The sequence below is a fragment of the Tistrella sp. genome, from assembly GCF_002684955.1.
GTDB classification, from domain to species: Bacteria; Pseudomonadota; Alphaproteobacteria; order Tistrellales; family Tistrellaceae; genus Tistrella; species Tistrella mobilis.
This window is the reverse complement of the sequence record NZ_NYWI01000086.1, coordinates 150,035-166,214: the sequence shown is the minus strand read 5'-3', so window position 1 is coordinate 166,214 and position 16,180 is coordinate 150,035. Positions and strand designations below refer to the sequence as shown.

General features: G+C 69.1%; 17 protein-coding genes. 10 read left to right on the top strand and 7 right to left on the bottom strand.

The window, feature by feature from the left end; genetic code table 11:
- Positions 1-198: 198 nt before the first annotated feature.
- The 3 genes from CMO28_RS28905 to CMO28_RS28895 all read right to left on the bottom strand — a co-directional run bounded on the left by CMO28_RS28905 (position 199) and on the right by CMO28_RS28895 (position 2,648).
- A complete protein-coding gene (locus CMO28_RS28905) occupies positions 199-516 on the bottom strand; it encodes a YggT family protein (protein WP_062762152.1) in 318 nt (105 codons plus the stop codon).
- 79 nt (positions 517-595) lie between these two features.
- Complete coding sequence (locus CMO28_RS28900) at positions 596-2,362, bottom strand: sodium:solute symporter family protein (protein WP_296720796.1); 1,767 nt, start codon at positions 2,360-2,362, stop codon at positions 596-598.
- A gap of 13 nt (positions 2,363-2,375) precedes the next feature.
- On the bottom strand, positions 2,376-2,648 hold the full coding sequence (locus tag CMO28_RS28895) for a DUF4212 domain-containing protein (RefSeq protein ID WP_041604819.1): 273 nt from the start codon (positions 2,646-2,648) through the stop codon (positions 2,376-2,378).
- A 234-nt stretch (positions 2,649-2,882) separates the two neighbouring features.
- Here CMO28_RS28895 and CMO28_RS28890 point away from each other — a divergent pair, with 234 nt between their 5' ends.
- The 4 genes from CMO28_RS28890 (at position 2,883) to CMO28_RS28875 (ending at position 7,422) form a co-directional block, all read left to right on the top strand.
- Positions 2,883-3,494: a hypothetical protein gene (locus CMO28_RS28890; protein ID WP_296720791.1), complete on the top strand. Its 612-nt coding sequence runs from the start codon at positions 2,883-2,885 to the stop codon at positions 3,492-3,494.
- Entirely contained in the window at positions 3,475-4,797 is a 1,323-nt protein-coding gene (locus CMO28_RS28885; protein WP_296720789.1) for a 3'-5' exonuclease, read from the top strand. The genes CMO28_RS28890 and CMO28_RS28885 overlap by 20 nt, the downstream gene beginning before the upstream one ends.
- A gap of 166 nt (positions 4,798-4,963) precedes the next feature.
- Positions 4,964-6,418 (top strand): DUF294 nucleotidyltransferase-like domain-containing protein, encoded by a 1,455-nt coding sequence (locus tag CMO28_RS28880; RefSeq protein ID WP_296720786.1) that lies wholly within the window; start codon positions 4,964-4,966, stop codon positions 6,416-6,418.
- 8 nt (positions 6,419-6,426) lie between these two features.
- On the top strand, positions 6,427-7,422 hold the full coding sequence (locus CMO28_RS28875) for an alpha/beta fold hydrolase (protein WP_296720783.1): 996 nt from the start codon (positions 6,427-6,429) through the stop codon (positions 7,420-7,422).
- On the opposite strand, the gene CMO28_RS28870 is transcribed toward CMO28_RS28875, so the two are convergent.
- Both CMO28_RS28870 and CMO28_RS28865 read right to left on the bottom strand, forming a co-directional pair.
- Positions 7,423-8,181 (bottom strand): SDR family NAD(P)-dependent oxidoreductase, encoded by a 759-nt coding sequence (locus CMO28_RS28870; RefSeq protein WP_296720780.1) that lies wholly within the window; start codon positions 8,179-8,181, stop codon positions 7,423-7,425.
- Positions 8,182-8,224: 43 nt separating this feature from the next.
- On the bottom strand, positions 8,225-9,088 hold the full coding sequence (locus CMO28_RS28865) for an AraC family transcriptional regulator (RefSeq protein WP_296720777.1): 864 nt from the start codon (positions 9,086-9,088) through the stop codon (positions 8,225-8,227).
- A gap of 175 nt (positions 9,089-9,263) precedes the next feature.
- Between CMO28_RS28865 and CMO28_RS28860 the strand changes: the two genes are divergently transcribed.
- The 4 genes from CMO28_RS28860 to CMO28_RS28845 all read left to right on the top strand — a co-directional run bounded on the left by CMO28_RS28860 (position 9,264) and on the right by CMO28_RS28845 (position 12,226).
- Positions 9,264-9,869: a gamma carbonic anhydrase family protein gene (locus CMO28_RS28860; RefSeq protein WP_062768210.1), complete on the top strand. Its 606-nt coding sequence runs from the start codon at positions 9,264-9,266 to the stop codon at positions 9,867-9,869.
- A 158-nt stretch (positions 9,870-10,027) separates the two neighbouring features.
- Positions 10,028-11,710 (top strand): energy-dependent translational throttle protein EttA, encoded by a 1,683-nt coding sequence (ettA, locus tag CMO28_RS28855; RefSeq protein ID WP_014744338.1) that lies wholly within the window; start codon positions 10,028-10,030, stop codon positions 11,708-11,710.
- A gap of 132 nt (positions 11,711-11,842) precedes the next feature.
- On the top strand, positions 11,843-11,986 hold the full coding sequence (locus CMO28_RS28850) for a hypothetical protein (RefSeq protein ID WP_296720772.1): 144 nt from the start codon (positions 11,843-11,845) through the stop codon (positions 11,984-11,986).
- A gap of 30 nt (positions 11,987-12,016) precedes the next feature.
- Entirely contained in the window at positions 12,017-12,226 is a 210-nt protein-coding gene (locus CMO28_RS28845; protein ID WP_296720770.1) for a hypothetical protein, read from the top strand.
- A 66-nt stretch (positions 12,227-12,292) separates the two neighbouring features.
- On the opposite strand, the gene CMO28_RS28840 is transcribed toward CMO28_RS28845, so the two are convergent.
- Both CMO28_RS28840 and CMO28_RS28835 read right to left on the bottom strand, forming a co-directional pair.
- Complete coding sequence (locus tag CMO28_RS28840; protein ID WP_062768213.1) at positions 12,293-12,985, bottom strand: MlaC/ttg2D family ABC transporter substrate-binding protein; 693 nt, start codon at positions 12,983-12,985, stop codon at positions 12,293-12,295.
- A 96-nt stretch (positions 12,986-13,081) separates the two neighbouring features.
- Positions 13,082-13,891 (bottom strand): VacJ family lipoprotein, encoded by an 810-nt coding sequence (locus CMO28_RS28835; protein ID WP_296720765.1) that lies wholly within the window; start codon positions 13,889-13,891, stop codon positions 13,082-13,084.
- A gap of 271 nt (positions 13,892-14,162) precedes the next feature.
- Here CMO28_RS28835 and CMO28_RS28830 point away from each other — a divergent pair, with 271 nt between their 5' ends.
- Together CMO28_RS28830 and metF are read left to right on the top strand one after the other, a co-directional pair.
- Positions 14,163-15,227: an ArsR/SmtB family transcription factor gene (locus tag CMO28_RS28830; RefSeq protein WP_296720763.1), complete on the top strand. Its 1,065-nt coding sequence runs from the start codon at positions 14,163-14,165 to the stop codon at positions 15,225-15,227.
- The gene (metF, locus tag CMO28_RS28825; protein ID WP_322111428.1) at positions 15,227-16,168 is read left to right on the top strand and encodes a methylenetetrahydrofolate reductase [NAD(P)H]; all 942 of its coding nucleotides are present in this window, start codon (positions 15,227-15,229) and stop codon (positions 16,166-16,168) included. The genes CMO28_RS28830 and metF overlap by 1 nt, the downstream gene beginning before the upstream one ends.
- The last annotated feature ends 12 nt before the right edge of the window (positions 16,169-16,180 follow it).

Here is a 16,180-nt window from a genome sequence, read left to right as displayed (position 1 = left end):
CGGCAGACGACCTGCACCTGTTACCGAAGATGGGGCCCCCGTCACGGCGACGCCAGTGGCAAAATTGGTGCCTTTATCCTAGCCCGCGGGGCCCCGGCCTGTCATCCCCCGATACGAGGGCATGTCATGACCTTCTGCGCGAAGAGGCCCCGTCCGCCCGATCTTCAGGCGGAAATTCATCCGAATACCGCCTGAATATCATGCGGGGGCGTTCAGGCGCGGCGCCAGGCCCAGATTGTACATCACCAGCCAGAAAATGATCCGCAGGATCCAGAGATAGCCTGCCGCCACCAGCGGCCGCAGCCCCGGCAGAACGAAACGCGGGGTCAGCGGCGCCGTCAGCCGCAGCACAGGATCGGTGATCCGGCAGAAAAAGCGCCAGATGTAGTTGGGATCCCCCGGCCGGATGAAGGCCGAGAGCAGGGCGCGCCCGATCAGGGTATAGATCAGCAGCGACAGCACGTAATTGGGCAGGTTGTAGGCCCAGTAGGTCCAGAAAAACGGATCGAACTGCATGGGGTGGTGCGGTCTCTCAACGGCGGCGGCGCCGGAAGGTCATGCCCTCCGGCGCCGCGCTGGCTTGACGGGCGATCGGTCAGTTCTTCAGGCCCTGGGCATAGGGATTGTTCTCGGCCAGGCGGGCGCTCGGCACCCGCACGAACTCGATGAAATCCTGCATGTCTTTCGACGGTTCACGGGTCATCAGGCTGACAGCCCAGGTGACCAGGAAGCCGGCCGGAATGCCGAACAGGCCGGCCGAGATGTTCCGCACCCCGAACCACAGCTCCATGCCGTACCACTGGGTGCCGGCCAGATAGATCAGGCAGACGGCAAGCCCGGCCAGCATGCCGGCGCAGGCGCCGGCCTTGGTCGTGCGTTTCCACCACACCCCCATCACCAGGGCCGGGAACAGCCCCGATGCGGCGATGGAGAAGGCCCAGGCGACCATGGCCAGAATGCCGGCAGGGCGGAACGAGGCGACATAGGCTGCAAGCATCGCAACCAGGATCAGCAGCACCCGGGCCACGATCAGCCGGCGGGCGGCGCTCGCCTTGGGGTCGATCATCTTGTAGTAGATGTCGTGGCTGAGGGCGTTGGCGATGGCGAGCAGCAGGCCGTCGGCGGTCGAGAGCGCCGCGGCCAGGCCGCCGGCCGAGACCAGACCGGCGATCACATAGGGCAGGCCGGCGATTTCCGGGGTCGCCAGCACGATCGCGTCATTGTTGATGGTGAATTCGGCAAGCTGGAGCAGCCCGTCGCCATTGGCGTCACGGATGGCGAGCAGACCGATATCCGACCAGATCCGCACCCAGTCGGGCAGGCTGGCGATGGGCTGGCCGATGACGTTGGTATAGACCTCCAGCTTGGCGAAGGCGGCATAGGCGGGCGCGCTGAAATAGAGCAGGAAGATGAACAGCAGGCTCCAGCCCACGGAAGACCGCGCCTCGCGCACGCTGGGCGTGGTGAAGAAGCGCATCAGCACATGGGGCAGGGCGGCGGTGCCGACCATCAGGCACAGCACCAGGCTGAAGAAGTTCAGCATGTCGCCGTCGCGGGCGAAGGCGGTGACATGGCCGACCGCGACGCCGAGCGTCGGCTCGATCTGTTCGATCTCCTGCAGCGCGTAGCCATACATGATCTGCGGCACCGGCACGCCGGTCAGCTGCGCCGACATCAGGATGATCGGGATCAGATAGGCGATGATCAGGATGATGTACTGCGCGACCTGGGTCCAGGTGACGGCACGCATGCCGCCCAGCATCGAACAGACCAGAATGCCGACGAGCCCGACGAAGATGCCGATCTCGAACGGGATCGCCAGAAAGCGCGAGGCGATGATGCCGGCGCCCGTCACCTGGGCCACGACATAGGTGAAGGAACACATCATCAGCACGGCGATGCCGATCAGCCGGGGCGCGTGACCGTCATAGCGGGTGCCCAGGAAGTCGGGCACGGTGAACTGGCCGAATTTGCGCAGATACGGCGCCAGCAGCACCGCCACCAGCACATAGCCGCCCGTCCAGCCGAGCACGAAGGCGAGGCCGTTATAGCCCGAGGCATAGAGCGTGCCGGCCATGCCGATGAACGACGCGGCGCTCATCCAGTCGGCGGCGGTGGCCATGCCGTTATAGAGGGCAGGCACCCGCCGGCCGGCGACATAATATTCCGAGACCTGAACCGTGCGGCTCAGGATGCCGATCATCGCATAGACGCCGATCGTCACCGCGACGAAGGCGTAGCCGATGATCCGGTCGGGCACGCCCATCTGTTCCAGGATGGCGAGCAGGATGGTGAAGCCGACGAAGCTGCCGGTGTAGATGCCGTAGACCTTGCCCAGATTCTGGGTGAAATCGCCCTTCATGGCCCGTGCCCCCTCAGTCTTCGGACACGCCGAATTCGTCGTCGATCCGGTTCTGGCGCGCGACATACCAGAAGATCAGCCAGACGAAGATGATCAGCGAGCCCTGCGCGGCCATGTAGAAGCCGAGCGGGAAGCCCAGGATCCGGATCTGGTTCAGCTCCGGTGCGAAGGCGTGGATCACGAATCCCGACAGGAACCAGATCGCGAGCACCGTCCACATCAGGCCCTTGGTTCTCTGCCAGTACTCCTGCGCCTTCTGCGGCGTCAGGCTGCGATTTTCAGACATGTCTCCCCCCATAAGCTCCACGCGGCCGCTTTCATGCAGCCTTGGCCGGCCCGGCCGGCGGTCACCCGTCGGATCAACCCAGGGGCGGGTGACGATCTTCTATAGATTTCCGGGCCAAACTGGTAATCTTGTCAACAACCAAGATGAAGATCCGCTGGTGGCAGCGGATTCTTCTGTAAAATGCGACAGAATGTTTCCCGAGGGAGGAGGTCGTCCCCACCGATGCTCCGGAGAATGATGCGCCTTCTGCGCGAGACGCCGCGCGATCGCGACCGGGCTGCCCTCGACCGCTTCGTCGAGGCGCAGTCCGCCTATGTTGCGCAGCGCATGACCATCGGTTACTGCGAGATCAAGGCAGGCCCCCTGCGGCACAGCCTGTTTCGCGAAGCGGGATTTCAGGTCCTGCTTGAACGGTCGCGCTGGGAAGCCTTTGCCGCCGTGCGGGCCGATATGGCGGTGGCGATCCGCGACCGGCTGCGGCCCCATGCCGGGGATCCGGCCGCCATCGAGAGGGCGCTGGTCGAAGACTTCGCGGCCGCCCTGGCCGCCGCCCCGCATTTCACCGACCGGCCAGACGGCTTCGCTGCCGAGGTGACGGCGCTTGCGGCGCGCCTGGCGCTTGGCCGGGCTGCCGATCCGCAACCCCCGGCCCGGATCTTCGCTCAGGGGGGCGGCCGGGTGTTCGACTGCCTGCCCATCCATCCCAGCCTGCGCGACCACGAGCGGGAGATGATCGTGAACGGGGTGTGCTTCCACGCCGTGGGGGCGTTGTCCAAGGCCGATCTCCGATTCGACTGGCCGGCGCTCGCCGCCGATCTGGCCGCCGGTGCCCGTGCTGCCGCGTGACGGGCTGGCGCGTGACGAGAACCGGCCGGCGCTGATCGCCGCCGGGCTGCTGGCGGCGGGCGGGCTGGCCGGTGCGGGGTGGGCGGGGCTTGCGGCGGGGGCCGCGGCCCTGCCGCTGGGGCTTGCCCTGTTCGCCGGCGCCTCGGGGCTGGGGCTCGGCCTCTGGATCATCCGCTCGGCCGCCCGGGCCGGCCGGCGGCTGCGGGGCGATCTGGCCCAGGCGCTGCGGGCGGCGACCGATCCCGATCTGCCGCTCCCGGCCTTTGCGGCCGGGGATCTGCCGGGCGCCGATGGGCGGCTGGTGGTGCTTGCGCGGGCGCTTGCCGAAACCGCGCGGGCCGCCGGCGGCCGCGGCGATGCCCGGCTGGCCGCCCTGGTCGCGGCCCTGCCGGTCCCGCTGATGGGGGTGGGGGCGACCGGGCTGGTCACCCTGGTCAACCCGGCGATGGCGGCGCTGATCGGGGCGGTGATGCCCGGAACCTCGGTCTATGCGGCGCTGGCGCGGGAAAGCCTGGCCCCGCTGCTGGCGGCCGCCGGCGGCGGCATGCGGCGGGCCGGCGTTCATCATGTCGATGGCCGGCTGCTGGACCTGACGGCCGTACAGCTGCCCGCCCCGGCGGCGACGGCGGGCTGGCTGATCTTTGCCGATCCGCCGGCGGGCGGCATGCCGGTCCTGCCGGCCGCCGAGCTGCCGATGGCGCTGGCGCTCCACGATCTTGCCCCCGATCTGCCGCCGGCCTGTGATGCCACGCCGCTCGACCGGCTGCCGGTGCTGTCGCTGGATCTCGAGACCACGGGCCTTGAGGTGACCACCGACCGGATGGTCTCGGCGGGCGCGGTGTGCATGGTGGGCGGGCGGCTGTTCCTGGCCGATGTCCTGGACATGCTGGTCGATCCGGGCGGACCGGTGCCTGCGGCCGCGACCCGCATTCACGGCATCGACCGGGCGATGCTGCAGGGCGCGCCGCCGCCGGTGGTGGCGGTGGAACGGCTGACGGCCCTGGCGGCCGGGCGGGTGGTGGTGGGCCACAATATCGGCTTCGATCTGGCCGTGCTGCGTGCCGAAGCGGCCAGGGCGGGCCGCGCGGTACCCGACTGGCTGGAGCCGGGCGGGCCGGCCCTGGACACGCTGCGCCTGGCGGCCCGGCTCGACCCCGACCGGCCGGAACTGGATCTGGAGGCCATCGCCCACCGCTATGGCATCGCCGTATCGGGCCGCCACACGGCCCTGGGCGATGCCCTGCTCACCGGGCGGGTGTTCGCGGCCATGATCCCGCGCCTGGCCGAGATTCGGGGTGCATGATCTGGGGGCGGCCCGGCGCTTTGCCGATGGTGCGGGGGCCGTGGCTGCGGCGCAGCGTCGCGCGGGCTGGTAGGTCGCGCGGGCTGGCGATCGGCGGCGTGGCATGGAATGATCGGGGGACGCATGATCGCCACAGCCTCACGATCCCAGAGGGGAGCCCGTCCCGATGGAGCCTTCCGACGCCGAAGCCCTGTTCCGGCTGGACAGTTATCCCTATCGCCATCGGGCGGGGGAGGTCGCCTCGCGACCGCTGGTGACGGCAGAGCCGGGCATGACGGTTCAGGACGCGGCCCGGGCCATGGCGCGGGCCGGCATTTCCGCCCTGGTGGAGCGGGACGAGGACGGCCGCCCGACCGGCATTCTGACGGAGCGTGACGTCGTCCGCGCCCTGGCCCGCGAGGGTGCCGAAGCGGCGGGTCTGCCGGCGGCGGCGCTGATGAGCCGGCCGGTGCGCACCGTCGACGACGACGCCTTCGTCTATGTCGCCATCGGCCGCATGCGCCGCTTCGAAATCCGCCATCTGGTGGTGGTCGACACGGCCGGCCGGGCCACCGGCATGATCACCCGGCGCGCCCTGCTCAGGCTCAGGGCCGGTGATGCGCTGGCCATGGGCGATCGGGTGGAGGCGGCGGAAGATGCCCGGGGCCTGGCCCTCGTCCGCGCCGATCTGGGGCCGCTGGCCGCAAGCCTTCTGGATCAGGCGGTCGATGCGCGGGCCATCGCCTCGGTGATTTCGGCTGTCACACGCGATCTGACCCAGCGCGCCGCCGCCCTCGCCGAAGCGGCCATGGTGGCCGAAGGGCAGGGCGCCGCCCCCGCCCCCTATGCCGTGCTGGTGCTGGGATCGGCCGGCCGGGGCGAGACCCTGCTGGTCCCCGACCAGGACAACGCCATCGTCCATGCCGGGCGCGATGCCGATGACGGCTGGTTCGGGGCCTTCGGCCAGCGGATGTGCCGGCTGCTCGCCGATGCCGGCATCCCCTTCTGCCAGGGCGGGGTGATGGCCTCCAGGCCCGCCTGGCGCCATGGGCTGGAGGGCTGGCGTGGTCGGGTGCGGGCCTGGATCGGCGATCCCGACGGCGACAACATGCTCAACGCCGACATCTTTTTCGACATGGCGCCGGTCGCGGGCGATCTGGCGCTGGCCGAAGAGCTGCATGGCTATGCCCTTGCCCAGGCTGCCCATGCACCGCATTTCCTGCAGGCGATGATCCGCGATCTGGACCGCATGCACGCGCCCATCGGCCTGTTCGGCGATCTGCGCACCGACGGCAAGGGCCGGCTGGACCTGAAGCGCCACGGGCTGCTGCCGCTGACGCTGACCGCCCGGGCGCTGGCGCTGCGCCACGGCATCGCCGCCACCGGCACCGCGACCCGGGTGAAGGCGCTGGCCCAGGCCGGCCTGCTGAACCCCACCGATGCCGAGCAGCTGGACCGATCCCACGCCCTGGTGATGGCGCTGCTCCTGGAAGCGCAGGTCGCGCGCCTGCGCGAAGGCAAGGTCCCGGACACCCTGGTCGACGTCACGGCGCTGGACTCCCGCCGCCGGTCGCGGTTGAAATCAGCCCTCAAGCATATTGATGCGATGACCTGGGTGATGCGCAGCTCGCTGGGAGGCTGAAGGTTCCGATGGATTTCGACGCCGTTGCGGCCGCCCGGGCCGCGCTCGCCTCGGTGACCGTACCCCCCGCGCCCCAGGGGCCTGCGGCAGATCAGGCCGATCTGCTCGACCGGCCGGACGGCATGGTGATCCGCTATCTGATCTGGCATCCGGCCGCCGGGATGCCGCCGCGCGGCACGGTGCTGCTGCTTCAGGGGCGCGGCGAATTCGTCGAGAAATATGCCGAGCTGGCCGGATGGCTGCGGGCGGCGGGCTGGGCGGTCTTCGCCCCCGACTGGCGCGGACAGGGCCGGTCCGGCCGGCTTGCTCCTGATCGGGCCATGGGGCATCTGAACCGGTTCGACGATTGCCTGGACGATCTGGATGCGCTGGCGGCGGGGCCGCTTGCCGGCCTGCCGCGGCCGCTGGTGATGCTGGGCCATTCCATGGGCGGCCATCTGGGCATGCGCTGGGTGCTGGAACGGGTGCCGGCCGTGGCACGGCCGGCGGCCATTATCCTGTCGGCGCCGATGATCGACATCCGCATGCCGCTGCCGGCCCGGCGGCTGGTGCCGCCGCTGGCGCGGCTGATGCGCGCCCGCGGCCGCGGCATGACCTATGCCCCCGGCCAGGGGCCGGGGCGGGCCAGCGGCGGCGGGTTCGCCGGCAACCGGCTGACCCATGATCCGGCGCGCTGGGCGCGGGAACAGGCGCTGCTGGCGGCCGATCCCGCCCTGCATCTGGGCGGCAGCAGCTGGGGCTGGCTGGCGGCGGCCTTCGATTCGATCCGCGATCTGGAGCGGGCGGTGATCCGTGCGGGCGCAGGGCTGGATGTTCCGGTCACCCTGCTGCAGGGCGGCGCCGATATGGTGGTCGACCCGGTCGCGCAGTCCAGGCTGGTGGCGCGGCTGCCCCGCGCCCGGCTGGTGGTGGTGCCGGGGGCGCTGCACGAGATCCTGATGGAAACCGACGAGATCCAGGCCCCCGCCCGGGCGGCGATCACGCAGGCCTTGGAGGGCATCTGATCACCCGGCCAGAAAGCCGCCATCGACGCAGAGGTTCTGGCCGATCACGAAGCCTGCGGCATCCGATGCAAGCCAGAGCACGGCAGCGGCCACGTCTTCGGGCCGGCCCATGCGCCGGGCGGGCAGGGGGGTGGCGATGGTCGCGAAATCGGCGACCCCGGCGCCTGCCATCATCGGCGTCTCGATCCGGCCGGGGGAGACGGCGTTGATCCGGATGCCCCGGGGCGCATGCTCGATGGCAAGCGAGCGGGTGAGCGAGAGCAGCGCCGCCTTGGAGGCGGCATAGATCGCAAAGCCCGGATAGGGGTTGCGCACCCCGCTGACCGAGGCGTCGTTGACGATCACCCCCCCGCCCGCCCGGCCGCCGTCTCTTTGGCGCATGACCCGGATCTGGGCCTGCATCGCCTCGGCGACCGATCGCAGGTTGATCGCGAACACCCGGTCGAGCACGGCGAGATCGCGATCGACCAGCGACCCCTGCGGTTCCTGCCAGCCGGCATTGTTGAAGGCGATGTCGAGCCGCCCCCAGCATGCGATCGCGGCATCGACCAGGGCGGCGGCGGTGCCGGCCTCGGCAAGGTCGCCGGCGAGGAAACTGGCCTCGGCGCCTTCGGCCCGGCAGGCGGCCACCACGGCCTCGCCGCGTGCCGCATCCCGCCCGCCCAGCATCAGCCGGGCCCCCTGACGGGCAAAGGCCAGCGCCGTGGCCCGGCCGATGCCGGAGGTGGCGCCCGAGACGAGAACGACGGGTCTGGTCATGGCGGCAGGCTCCCTGATCATGATGTCCTGCCAGACTGGCCGGTCAGCGGGCCTCTGTATTGGCGGATCTTGCGCCCGCGACCGCCGCCGCCCAAAGCCCCGGCGTGATGCCGTAGCAGCGCTTGAACTGGCGGGTCAGATGGCTCTGATCGCAGAACCCGGTCGCGGCCGCGACCTCGGCCGGTGCCATGCCCGCCGCAAGATGCCGGCGGGCGAGATCCAGCCGGGCCTGGGTCAGGAAGGCATGGGGGGCAAGGCCGGTTTCCTTGCGGAAGGCGCGGCAGAAATGGAACGGGCTCATGCCGGCCAGGGCGGCAAGCGTCGCCACCGACCAGTCGGCGGCGGGGTCGTCGCGGAGCGCCGCCGCCACCCGCTGCACCGGCCTGCCTTCCCGCCCGGGGACCGGCAGGCGGGGCGCCGGGGCGCCATGGCGCCGGAACAGCAGGGCCAGGGCCTCCAGCAGCAGGGTTTCGCGCATGAGCCGCCCGGCGCCGCCGTCGATCGCCCGATGGGCCGCAAGCATCGACCGGGCCAGATCGGGGTCGTTCACCACCGCCTCGCGGAACCAGGGCAGGGTGATGCGGCGGCCGAAGGTCTCGTCCCCCAGGGTGGTCAGCAGACCGGGGCCCAGATAGAAGCTGCGATAGCACCAGGGCGCGTCGCCCGTCACGCCGCCCTGATGCGGTTCCCCGGGATTGAACACCATCACCGTCTGCGGCGTGCCGACCGAGGCGGTGCCGCGGGTGACGCAGCGCCCCGCCCCGGCCTGGGTGACGGCGATGACCATTTCCTCGTGGACATGGGGCGCGAAGACCAGCGTGCCGAAGGCGGCGGTCAGCAGGCCGAGCCCGGCGATCTGGCGGTCCAGGCTGAAGACGGCATGGTTGTCGGGGTCGTATCGGGCCACGTCCGGACATCACCGTTGGGGGAGGGGGGAGAGGTCATCCTAACCCGTGGAAAGCCGTGGCGTATTGGACGGATTTGACCCCGCAGCCCTGCGAAACGCGCTATAAACCGGAAAGCAAAGGCGCTGCCACCTCCCCCAACGAGCGGGCGCCGACCGAGACGAGGAGACGCTCCCGATGGCTTTCATCTATGCCTATGACGACGTGGTGCCGGTGATCGATCCCACCGCCTTCGTGCACGAGACCGCGGTGCTGATCGGCGACGTGATCATCGGCCCCGAGGCCTATGTCGGCCCGGGGGCGTCGCTGCGCGGCGACAGCGGCCGGATCACCGTGCTGCGGGGCGCCAATCTTCAGGACAATGTCGTCGCCCATACCTATCCGGGCGGCGAGGTCGTGGTGGGCGAGATGGCGGCGGCCGGCCATGGCGCGGTGCTCCATGGCTGCAGGCTGGGCCAGCTCGCGCTGGTCGGCATGAATGCGGTGGTGATGGATGATGCCGAGATCGGCGATTTCTCGGTGGTCGCCGCCATGTCCTTCGTGAAGACCGGCATGAAGGTGCCGCCGCGGACCATGGTGGCGGGCGTGCCGGCAAAGCCGCTGCGCGAGGTGGGCGAGGCCGAGATCGGCTGGATCCGCGAAGGTGCGCTCAGCTACGACGACCTCCGCCGCCGGGCGCTGGCCGGCGAATTGCGGCGGGCGGAGCCGCTGACGGCGCCGGAGCCCGACCGGCGGACGGTCAGGGCCTATCAGGTGAAGAAGCTCTCGGCCATGCGCAGCTGACAGGGGCGCCCCCGGCCCCAGAACATTGAAGCGACCGGCCCTGATGGGGTACAACCGGGGCCGACACGGGCGGGGCCGACAGGGCGAGCGCTGCCCGGCACCATTTCTCTTCAAGCGCCCGCGGAGATCGCCTCCGCCAGGGCCTCACGGGGTGGCATATGGCTTCCTACCAGTACGTCTATACCATGCGTGGTCTGAACAAGACCTATCCGGGCGGCCGTCAGGTCGTCAAGGATGTGACGCTGGCCTTCCTGCCCGGCGCCAAGATCGGCGTGCTGGGCGTGAACGGTGCCGGTAAGTCCACGCTGCTCAAGATCATGGCCGGCATGGACACCGACTATACCGGCGAGGCCTGGGCGGCCGAGGGGCTGAAGGTCGGCTATCTGTCGCAGGAGCCGCAGCTCGATCCGTCCAAGACCGCGCTCGAGAACGTCATGGACGGCGTGCGGCCGGTGAAGGATCTGCTCGACCGTTTCGAGGCGGTGAGCGCGAAGTTCGCCGAGGTCGAGGACCCGGACGAGATGGACGCGCTGATCAACGAGCAGGCCGAGCTGCAGGAGAAGATCGACGCGGTCAATGGCTGGGAAATCGACCGCACGGTCGACATCGCCATGGATGCGCTGCGCTGCCCGCCGGCCGATGCCGACGTGACCAAGCTGTCGGGTGGTGAGCGCCGCCGCGTGGCGCTCTGCCAGCTGCTGCTCTCCAAGCCCGACATGCTGCTGCTCGACGAGCCGACCAACCATCTCGATGCCGAGTCGGTGGCCTGGCTGGAGCGCTTCCTGCACGACTATCCGGGCACCGTCGTGGCCGTCACCCATGACCGCTACTTCCTGGACAATGTCGCGGGCTGGATCCTGGAACTGGATCGCGGCCGGGCGCTGCCGTTCGAGGGCAACTACACCGCCTGGCTGGACCACAAGGCCAAGCGGCTCGAGCAGGAAGAGAAGGAGGAAAGCTCCCGCCAGAAGACCCTCAAGCAGGAACTGGAATGGGTGCGCTCCTCGCCGTCGGCCCGGCGGACCAAGTCCAAGGCGCGTCTGGCCGCCTATGAGCGCCTGCTGGAGCAGGACCGCGAGCGGGTGGGCGAGGTCGCCCAGATCGTGATCCCGGCCGGGCCCCGTCTGGGCAATGTGGTGGTCGAGGCGGAGCATGTCTCGAAGGGCTTCGGCGACCGGCTGCTGATCGACGACCTGAACTTCCGCATCCCGCCCGGTGCCATCGTCGGCGTGATCGGCCCGAACGGCGCCGGCAAGTCGACCCTGTTCAAGATGATCACCGGCCACGAGACCCCGGATTCCGGCAGCTTCCGGGTGGGTGAGACCGTGAAGCTCGCCTATGTCGACCAGAGCCGCGACGCGCTGGCCGCCAACAAGACGGTCTGGGAAGAGATTTCCGACGGGCATGAAGACATCGTGCTCGGCAAGCGCACCGTGAAGAGCCGCGCCTATTGCGGCGCCTTCAACTTCAAGGGGTCGGACCAGCAGAAGAAGGTCGGCCAGCTCTCGGGTGGTGAGCGCAACCGCGTGCATCTGGCCAAGACGCTGAAGTCGGGCGGCAACCTGATCCTGCTCGACGAGCCGACCAACGACCTCGACGTCGACACCCTGCGCGCGCTGGAAGACGCGCTGCTCGATTTCGGCGGCTCGGCGATCGTGATCAGCCATGACCGCTGGTTCCTGGACCGCATCGCCACCCACATCCTGGCCTTTGAAGGCGACAGCCATGTCGAATGGTTCGAGGGCAATTTCGAAGCCTACGAGGCCGACAAGCGCCGCCGCCTGGGCGATGCCGCGGTCGAGCCGCACCAGATCAGGTACAAGCCGCTGACCCGCGGTTGAGGCGATGGATCTTCGCATCTGCGGAGACCTGTCACTGCGACATCATCGCCCCCATCTCTTGCAGGGATGGGGGCGATATCGTTTCAGGCGATGGAAAGCAGGCAGAAGATGACGTATGACGCGAGGCATGCCATGATCAGCGCCACGTCCGACATCAGTGCATCAGCTGTGACTGCGGGTGTCGGCCACAACACCGGACCGCCGAGGCGCACCGTGCATGCCATCGCTTTCGACCTGGATACCGAAGCGTTGAAGACGGCCTGCCACAATCCCTAGTGGCAGAACGCCTACAACGACATCGGTGAAGTGCTGACGACCAAAGGCTTCCTGCGTCAGCAGGGCAGTGTCTATTTCGGGAATGAGCGCGTCGATCCGGTGACCTGCGTCCTGGCCGTGATGGAGCTGTCCAGGCGCTTTTCCTGGTTTTCCGTCTGCGTCAGGGATATCCGCATGCTGCGGATCGAGGACAATAACGACCTTATGCCGGCAGTGATGCAGGCGGTCGAGGGCAGCTGACATGAAAAACCGGCGGCCCCTCTGGAGAGGCCACCGGCTTTCAGTGACGGGTGTGCAGAGCCGGGCTTACCGGGCCGAGGCGGTGACCTGTTCGGTACGGCGCTTCAGCTCGCCGATCAGCCCGTCCATGCCCGAGCGCTCGATCACCGACGAGAATTCGGAGCGCTGGGTGATGGCCATGCTCACGCCTTCGATCGCGATGTCGATGATCTGCGGGCTGCTGCCGTCCACGCGGACACGGAAATCCAGCGGCACCGGCGGCCCGTCCGGGCGCCAGATCTGGCCGGAAATCACGACCATCCGGTCATCATTGCTGTCGGCGCGGACATTGGTGGTCTTGAAGGCCTTGCCTTCGCCCGATGCCGCCAGCTGCTTCGAATAGGTATCGGCGATGTAGTCGGCGAAGCGGCTGGAATAGGTGGCGACGACATAGGCGTCGAAGGCGTCGCGGAAGGCGTCGCGCTGGGGCCCGCTCGCGGTCCGCCAGTGGCGGCCCAGCACGAAGCGCGAGATCCAGTCGAAATCGAAGCCTTCATGGAACAGCTTGCGGAACCGCTCGGTCCGGGTCTCGCGATCGAGGCCGGGTTCGGACAGGGCCGAGATCGCCTTGTTGCCGAAATCCTCGATCGAGCTGGCCGCAGCCTGGGGCGAGATGGCGGCCATCGCCACGGACGAGGTGGCGGGTCCGAAGACTGGCAGAACCGGCAGCGCTGCGCCGAGTGCCACGGCAACCGCGATTCCGCGAAGACGGATGGTCATCGCGATGACTCTCCTGGTGGTGTGCCTGGTGATGGTGGGCTGCACGCCGGGTGCTGCGCCGCCCGACGGACGTACCGCCATCATATGGGCCATGACTCAGTCCGCGTCGAGGTCCAGACGGAAGACGTCGTCATTGCCCTGACCGGTGCCGACCTTGCCGTTGGAGATTTCGGCCAGCCGGCGCTGCCAGTAGGCGCTGCGCACGGCGGCGTAGAAATCGACCGAATTGCGCTGCAGGTCGTCGAGCGGTTCGATTGCACGTTCACGCGCGACGATGCCGTTGGCGACGGCGATCCCGATCGTGGTGCCCTGATCGTCGATGGCGTAATTGACCGGGTCGCCAAAGGAATCGGCCGCGCGGCCAAAGGTGTGCCGCAGCGTCGCCGGCCCCAGGATCGGCAGCACGATATAGGGGCCGGGGCCGATGCCCCAGACCGCGAAGGTCTGGTCGAAATCCTCGTCATGCGCGGGCGGCATGCCGGCATCGGTCGCCACATCGATCAGGCCGCCGACACCGGCGATGCTGTTGATCATGAAGCGGCCGGCGGTTTCCGCCGCGCGTTCCGGCTCACCCTGGGCCACGTCGTTGACGAAGACCAGCGGCAGCGACAGGTTGACGAGGAAGTTGCCGATCACAGTCTGGATCGCCGGCGGGATCATCTGGCGATAGAACATCGCCGCCGGACGGATCAGCAGGCCGTCGACGAAGGTGTTGGCCGCGAAGATCGCCCGGTTCACGGGCTCGATCGGGTCCGACAGCTCGGCCGGCTGGTTGGGCACGGCCGACATCGGCACATCGTTTCCGGCGGTGGCACAAGCGCCCAGCATGGCGAGCGCGGCCACGGCTGCACCAAGGCGTGCCGCCAGGCGCCGGGGGCCGTCCGCTTCCGGGGACTGGATGGTCATGGTCTGGCACTCCGCCCGGCTTGCGACTGCGGCCATATGCGTCCGTCCTCCGTATTCGCGGCCCCGATCCGACCCGCACCCCGAACTATCACATGGAAAGACGACGTGCGACAGGTTCACCTATCACAGGACACTGCCGCAGGCCATGGAAAAGCCCGCAGCCCCCATGCTTCGGGGGGCCTGGGCCGGATATGCGCTGCCGGCTTGCCACAGGTCGATTTAAGATATAAAGATATGTTTATGTCATGACCCGATGAGGGAGCATCAGGAGATGGGAAGCCTTCCGGCCGTCGACGGACCGCATGATACGGCGACCGTGGCAGCCATGGACACGCTGCTCGACGGGCTGAAGGCCGCGGCGGAACCGACCCGGCTGCGCCTGCTCGCCCTGTTGTCGGCAGGCGAGCTGACCGTCACCGAGCTGACCCAGATCCTGGGCCAGAGTCAGCCGCGCGTTTCCCGCCATCTGAAACTGATGTGCGAGGCCGGGCTGCTCGACCGGATTCCCGAAGGGGCCTGGGTGTTCTACCGTCTGGCGCGCGAAGGGGCGGCCGCAGGTCTGGCCCGGCGCCTGGTGGAACTGCTGCCGCTGGACGATCCGGCGCTGGCGGTCGATCTGGGCCGGCTGCGGCGGGTGAAGGAAGACCGTGCCCGTCAGGCCGAAGCCTATTTCCGCGCCAATGCGGCGGAATGGCGCCGCATCCGCGCCCTGCATGTGCCTGAGGCGCAGGTCGAGGCGGCGTTGTCGGGCCTGATCCGCGCAGCCGGGCCGCGCAGCCTGCTCGATATCGGCACCGGCACCGGCCGGATTCTGGATCTGCTGGGCCCGCTGGTCGATTTCGGGCTGGGGATCGACCGCTCGCGCGAGATGCTGGCGGTGGCGCGCGAACAGCTGGCCTCGTCGGGGCTCGATCATTGCCAGGTGCGGTTGGGCGATCTGAACCAGCTGCCGGTGACCGATGCGGCCTTCGATGCGGTGGTGATCCACCAGGTGCTGCACTATCTGGACGATCCCGGCCATGCGCTGGCTGAAGCGGCACGGGTGCTGCGCCCGGGCGGGATGATGGTGGTGGTGGATTTCGCCGCCCATACGCTCGAGGATCTGCGGCGTGATCACGCGCATCGCCGGCTGGGATTTTCCGACGACGAGGTTGAAGACTGGCTCTCGGCGGCCGGGCTCAGGTCCGGGGTGCCGATCCGGCTGCCGGGTGAGCCGCTGACGGTGGTGTTGTGGCCCGCGCACCGGACGGATGGTGCGGCAGGGCCGGGGGAGGACGAGACCCTTCGGGCTGCGGCTGGCCGCAGGACCGGCCATAAGAACAGGGAGACGACGTGATGACGGTGACCACCGACGGGCGGGTCCTGACCCCCCGGGCGCTCTGGGACGCGCCCGCGCCGGTGCCCGGGCTGAAGATCAGCCTGGAGTTCTTCCCGCCCCGCGGCGCCCAGGCGGAAGCGCGGCTGTGGGAGAATGTCGCGCGGCTTGCCGCCTATGCGCCCGACTTCGTGTCGGTGACCTATGGCGCCGGCGGCTCCACCCGCGACAAGACGCGTGACACGGTGCTGCGCATGCGCCGGGACTACGGCCTTGCCGCCGCTGCTCATCTCACCTGCGTCGACGCCTCGCGCACGGATGTCATGGCGGTGGCCGAGGGCTACATCGCAGATGGCATCGATCATGTCGTGGCGTTGCGCGGCGACCCGCCCCAGGGGGCCGGGCCCTATGTTCCGCATCCGGACGGCTTCCCCTTCGCGGTGGATCTTGTGCGCGCCCTGGCCGATCTCGGCCGGTTCGAGATCAGCGTGGCGGCCTATCCCGAGGTTCATCCCCAGGCACAAAGCGCCGGGGCCGATCTCGACAATCTGAAGGCCAAGCTGGATGCCGGTGCCACCCGCGCCATCACCCAGTATTTCTTCGACCCGGCGGTGTTCCTGCGCTTCCGCGACCGCGCGGCGGCGGCCGGCATCACCAGACCCATCCTGCCCGGGTTGATGCCGGTTCTGGGATTCCAGCAGATCAAGCGGTTCTCGGCTGCCTGCGGTGCCGGGATTCCCGACTGGATGGAACGGCTCTATGATGGCGCCGATGCCGACGAAGCCACCCATCAGGCGGTCTCGGCCATGCTGCTCGCCGAACAGGCGCGGGTGCTGGCGGCGGAAGGCTGCGCGGATCTGCACTTCTACACCCTGAACAAGGCGGAGCTGACCATCAGCGCCTGCCACCTGCTCGGCATCCGCCCGCGGGCGGAGGGGGCCGCCGCCCGCGCGGCCGGCTGACCGCAGCCCTCA

What these genes read in the sequence shown, in the direction of transcription:
- CMO28_RS28905 (WP_062762152.1), bottom strand. Translation starts at nt 516, where the DNA reads ATGCAGTTCGATCCGTTTTTCTGGACCTACTGGGCCTACAACCTGCCC.
- CMO28_RS28900 (WP_296720796.1), bottom strand. Translation starts at nt 2,362, where the DNA reads ATGAAGGGCGATTTCACCCAGAATCTGGGCAAGGTCTACGGCATCTAC.
- CMO28_RS28895 (WP_041604819.1), bottom strand. Translation starts at nt 2,648, where the DNA reads ATGTCTGAAAATCGCAGCCTGACGCCGCAGAAGGCGCAGGAGTACTGG.
- CMO28_RS28890 (WP_296720791.1), top strand. Translation starts at nt 2,883, where the DNA reads ATGATGCGCCTTCTGCGCGAGACGCCGCGCGATCGCGACCGGGCTGCC.
- CMO28_RS28880 (WP_296720786.1), top strand. Translation starts at nt 4,964, where the DNA reads ATGGAGCCTTCCGACGCCGAAGCCCTGTTCCGGCTGGACAGTTATCCC.
- CMO28_RS28875 (WP_296720783.1), top strand. Translation starts at nt 6,427, where the DNA reads ATGGATTTCGACGCCGTTGCGGCCGCCCGGGCCGCGCTCGCCTCGGTG.
- CMO28_RS28870 (WP_296720780.1), bottom strand. Translation starts at nt 8,181, where the DNA reads ATGACCAGACCCGTCGTTCTCGTCTCGGGCGCCACCTCCGGCATCGGC.
- CMO28_RS28860 (WP_062768210.1), top strand. Translation starts at nt 9,264, where the DNA reads ATGGCTTTCATCTATGCCTATGACGACGTGGTGCCGGTGATCGATCCC.
- ettA (WP_014744338.1), top strand. Translation starts at nt 10,028, where the DNA reads ATGGCTTCCTACCAGTACGTCTATACCATGCGTGGTCTGAACAAGACC.
- CMO28_RS28850 (WP_296720772.1), top strand. Translation starts at nt 11,843, where the DNA reads ATGATCAGCGCCACGTCCGACATCAGTGCATCAGCTGTGACTGCGGGT.
- CMO28_RS28840 (WP_062768213.1), bottom strand. Translation starts at nt 12,985, where the DNA reads ATGACCATCCGTCTTCGCGGAATCGCGGTTGCCGTGGCACTCGGCGCA.
- CMO28_RS28835 (WP_296720765.1), bottom strand. Translation starts at nt 13,891, where the DNA reads ATGACCATCCAGTCCCCGGAAGCGGACGGCCCCCGGCGCCTGGCGGCA.
- CMO28_RS28830 (WP_296720763.1), top strand. Translation starts at nt 14,163, where the DNA reads ATGGGAAGCCTTCCGGCCGTCGACGGACCGCATGATACGGCGACCGTG.
- metF (WP_322111428.1), top strand. Translation starts at nt 15,227, where the DNA reads ATGACGGTGACCACCGACGGGCGGGTCCTGACCCCCCGGGCGCTCTGG.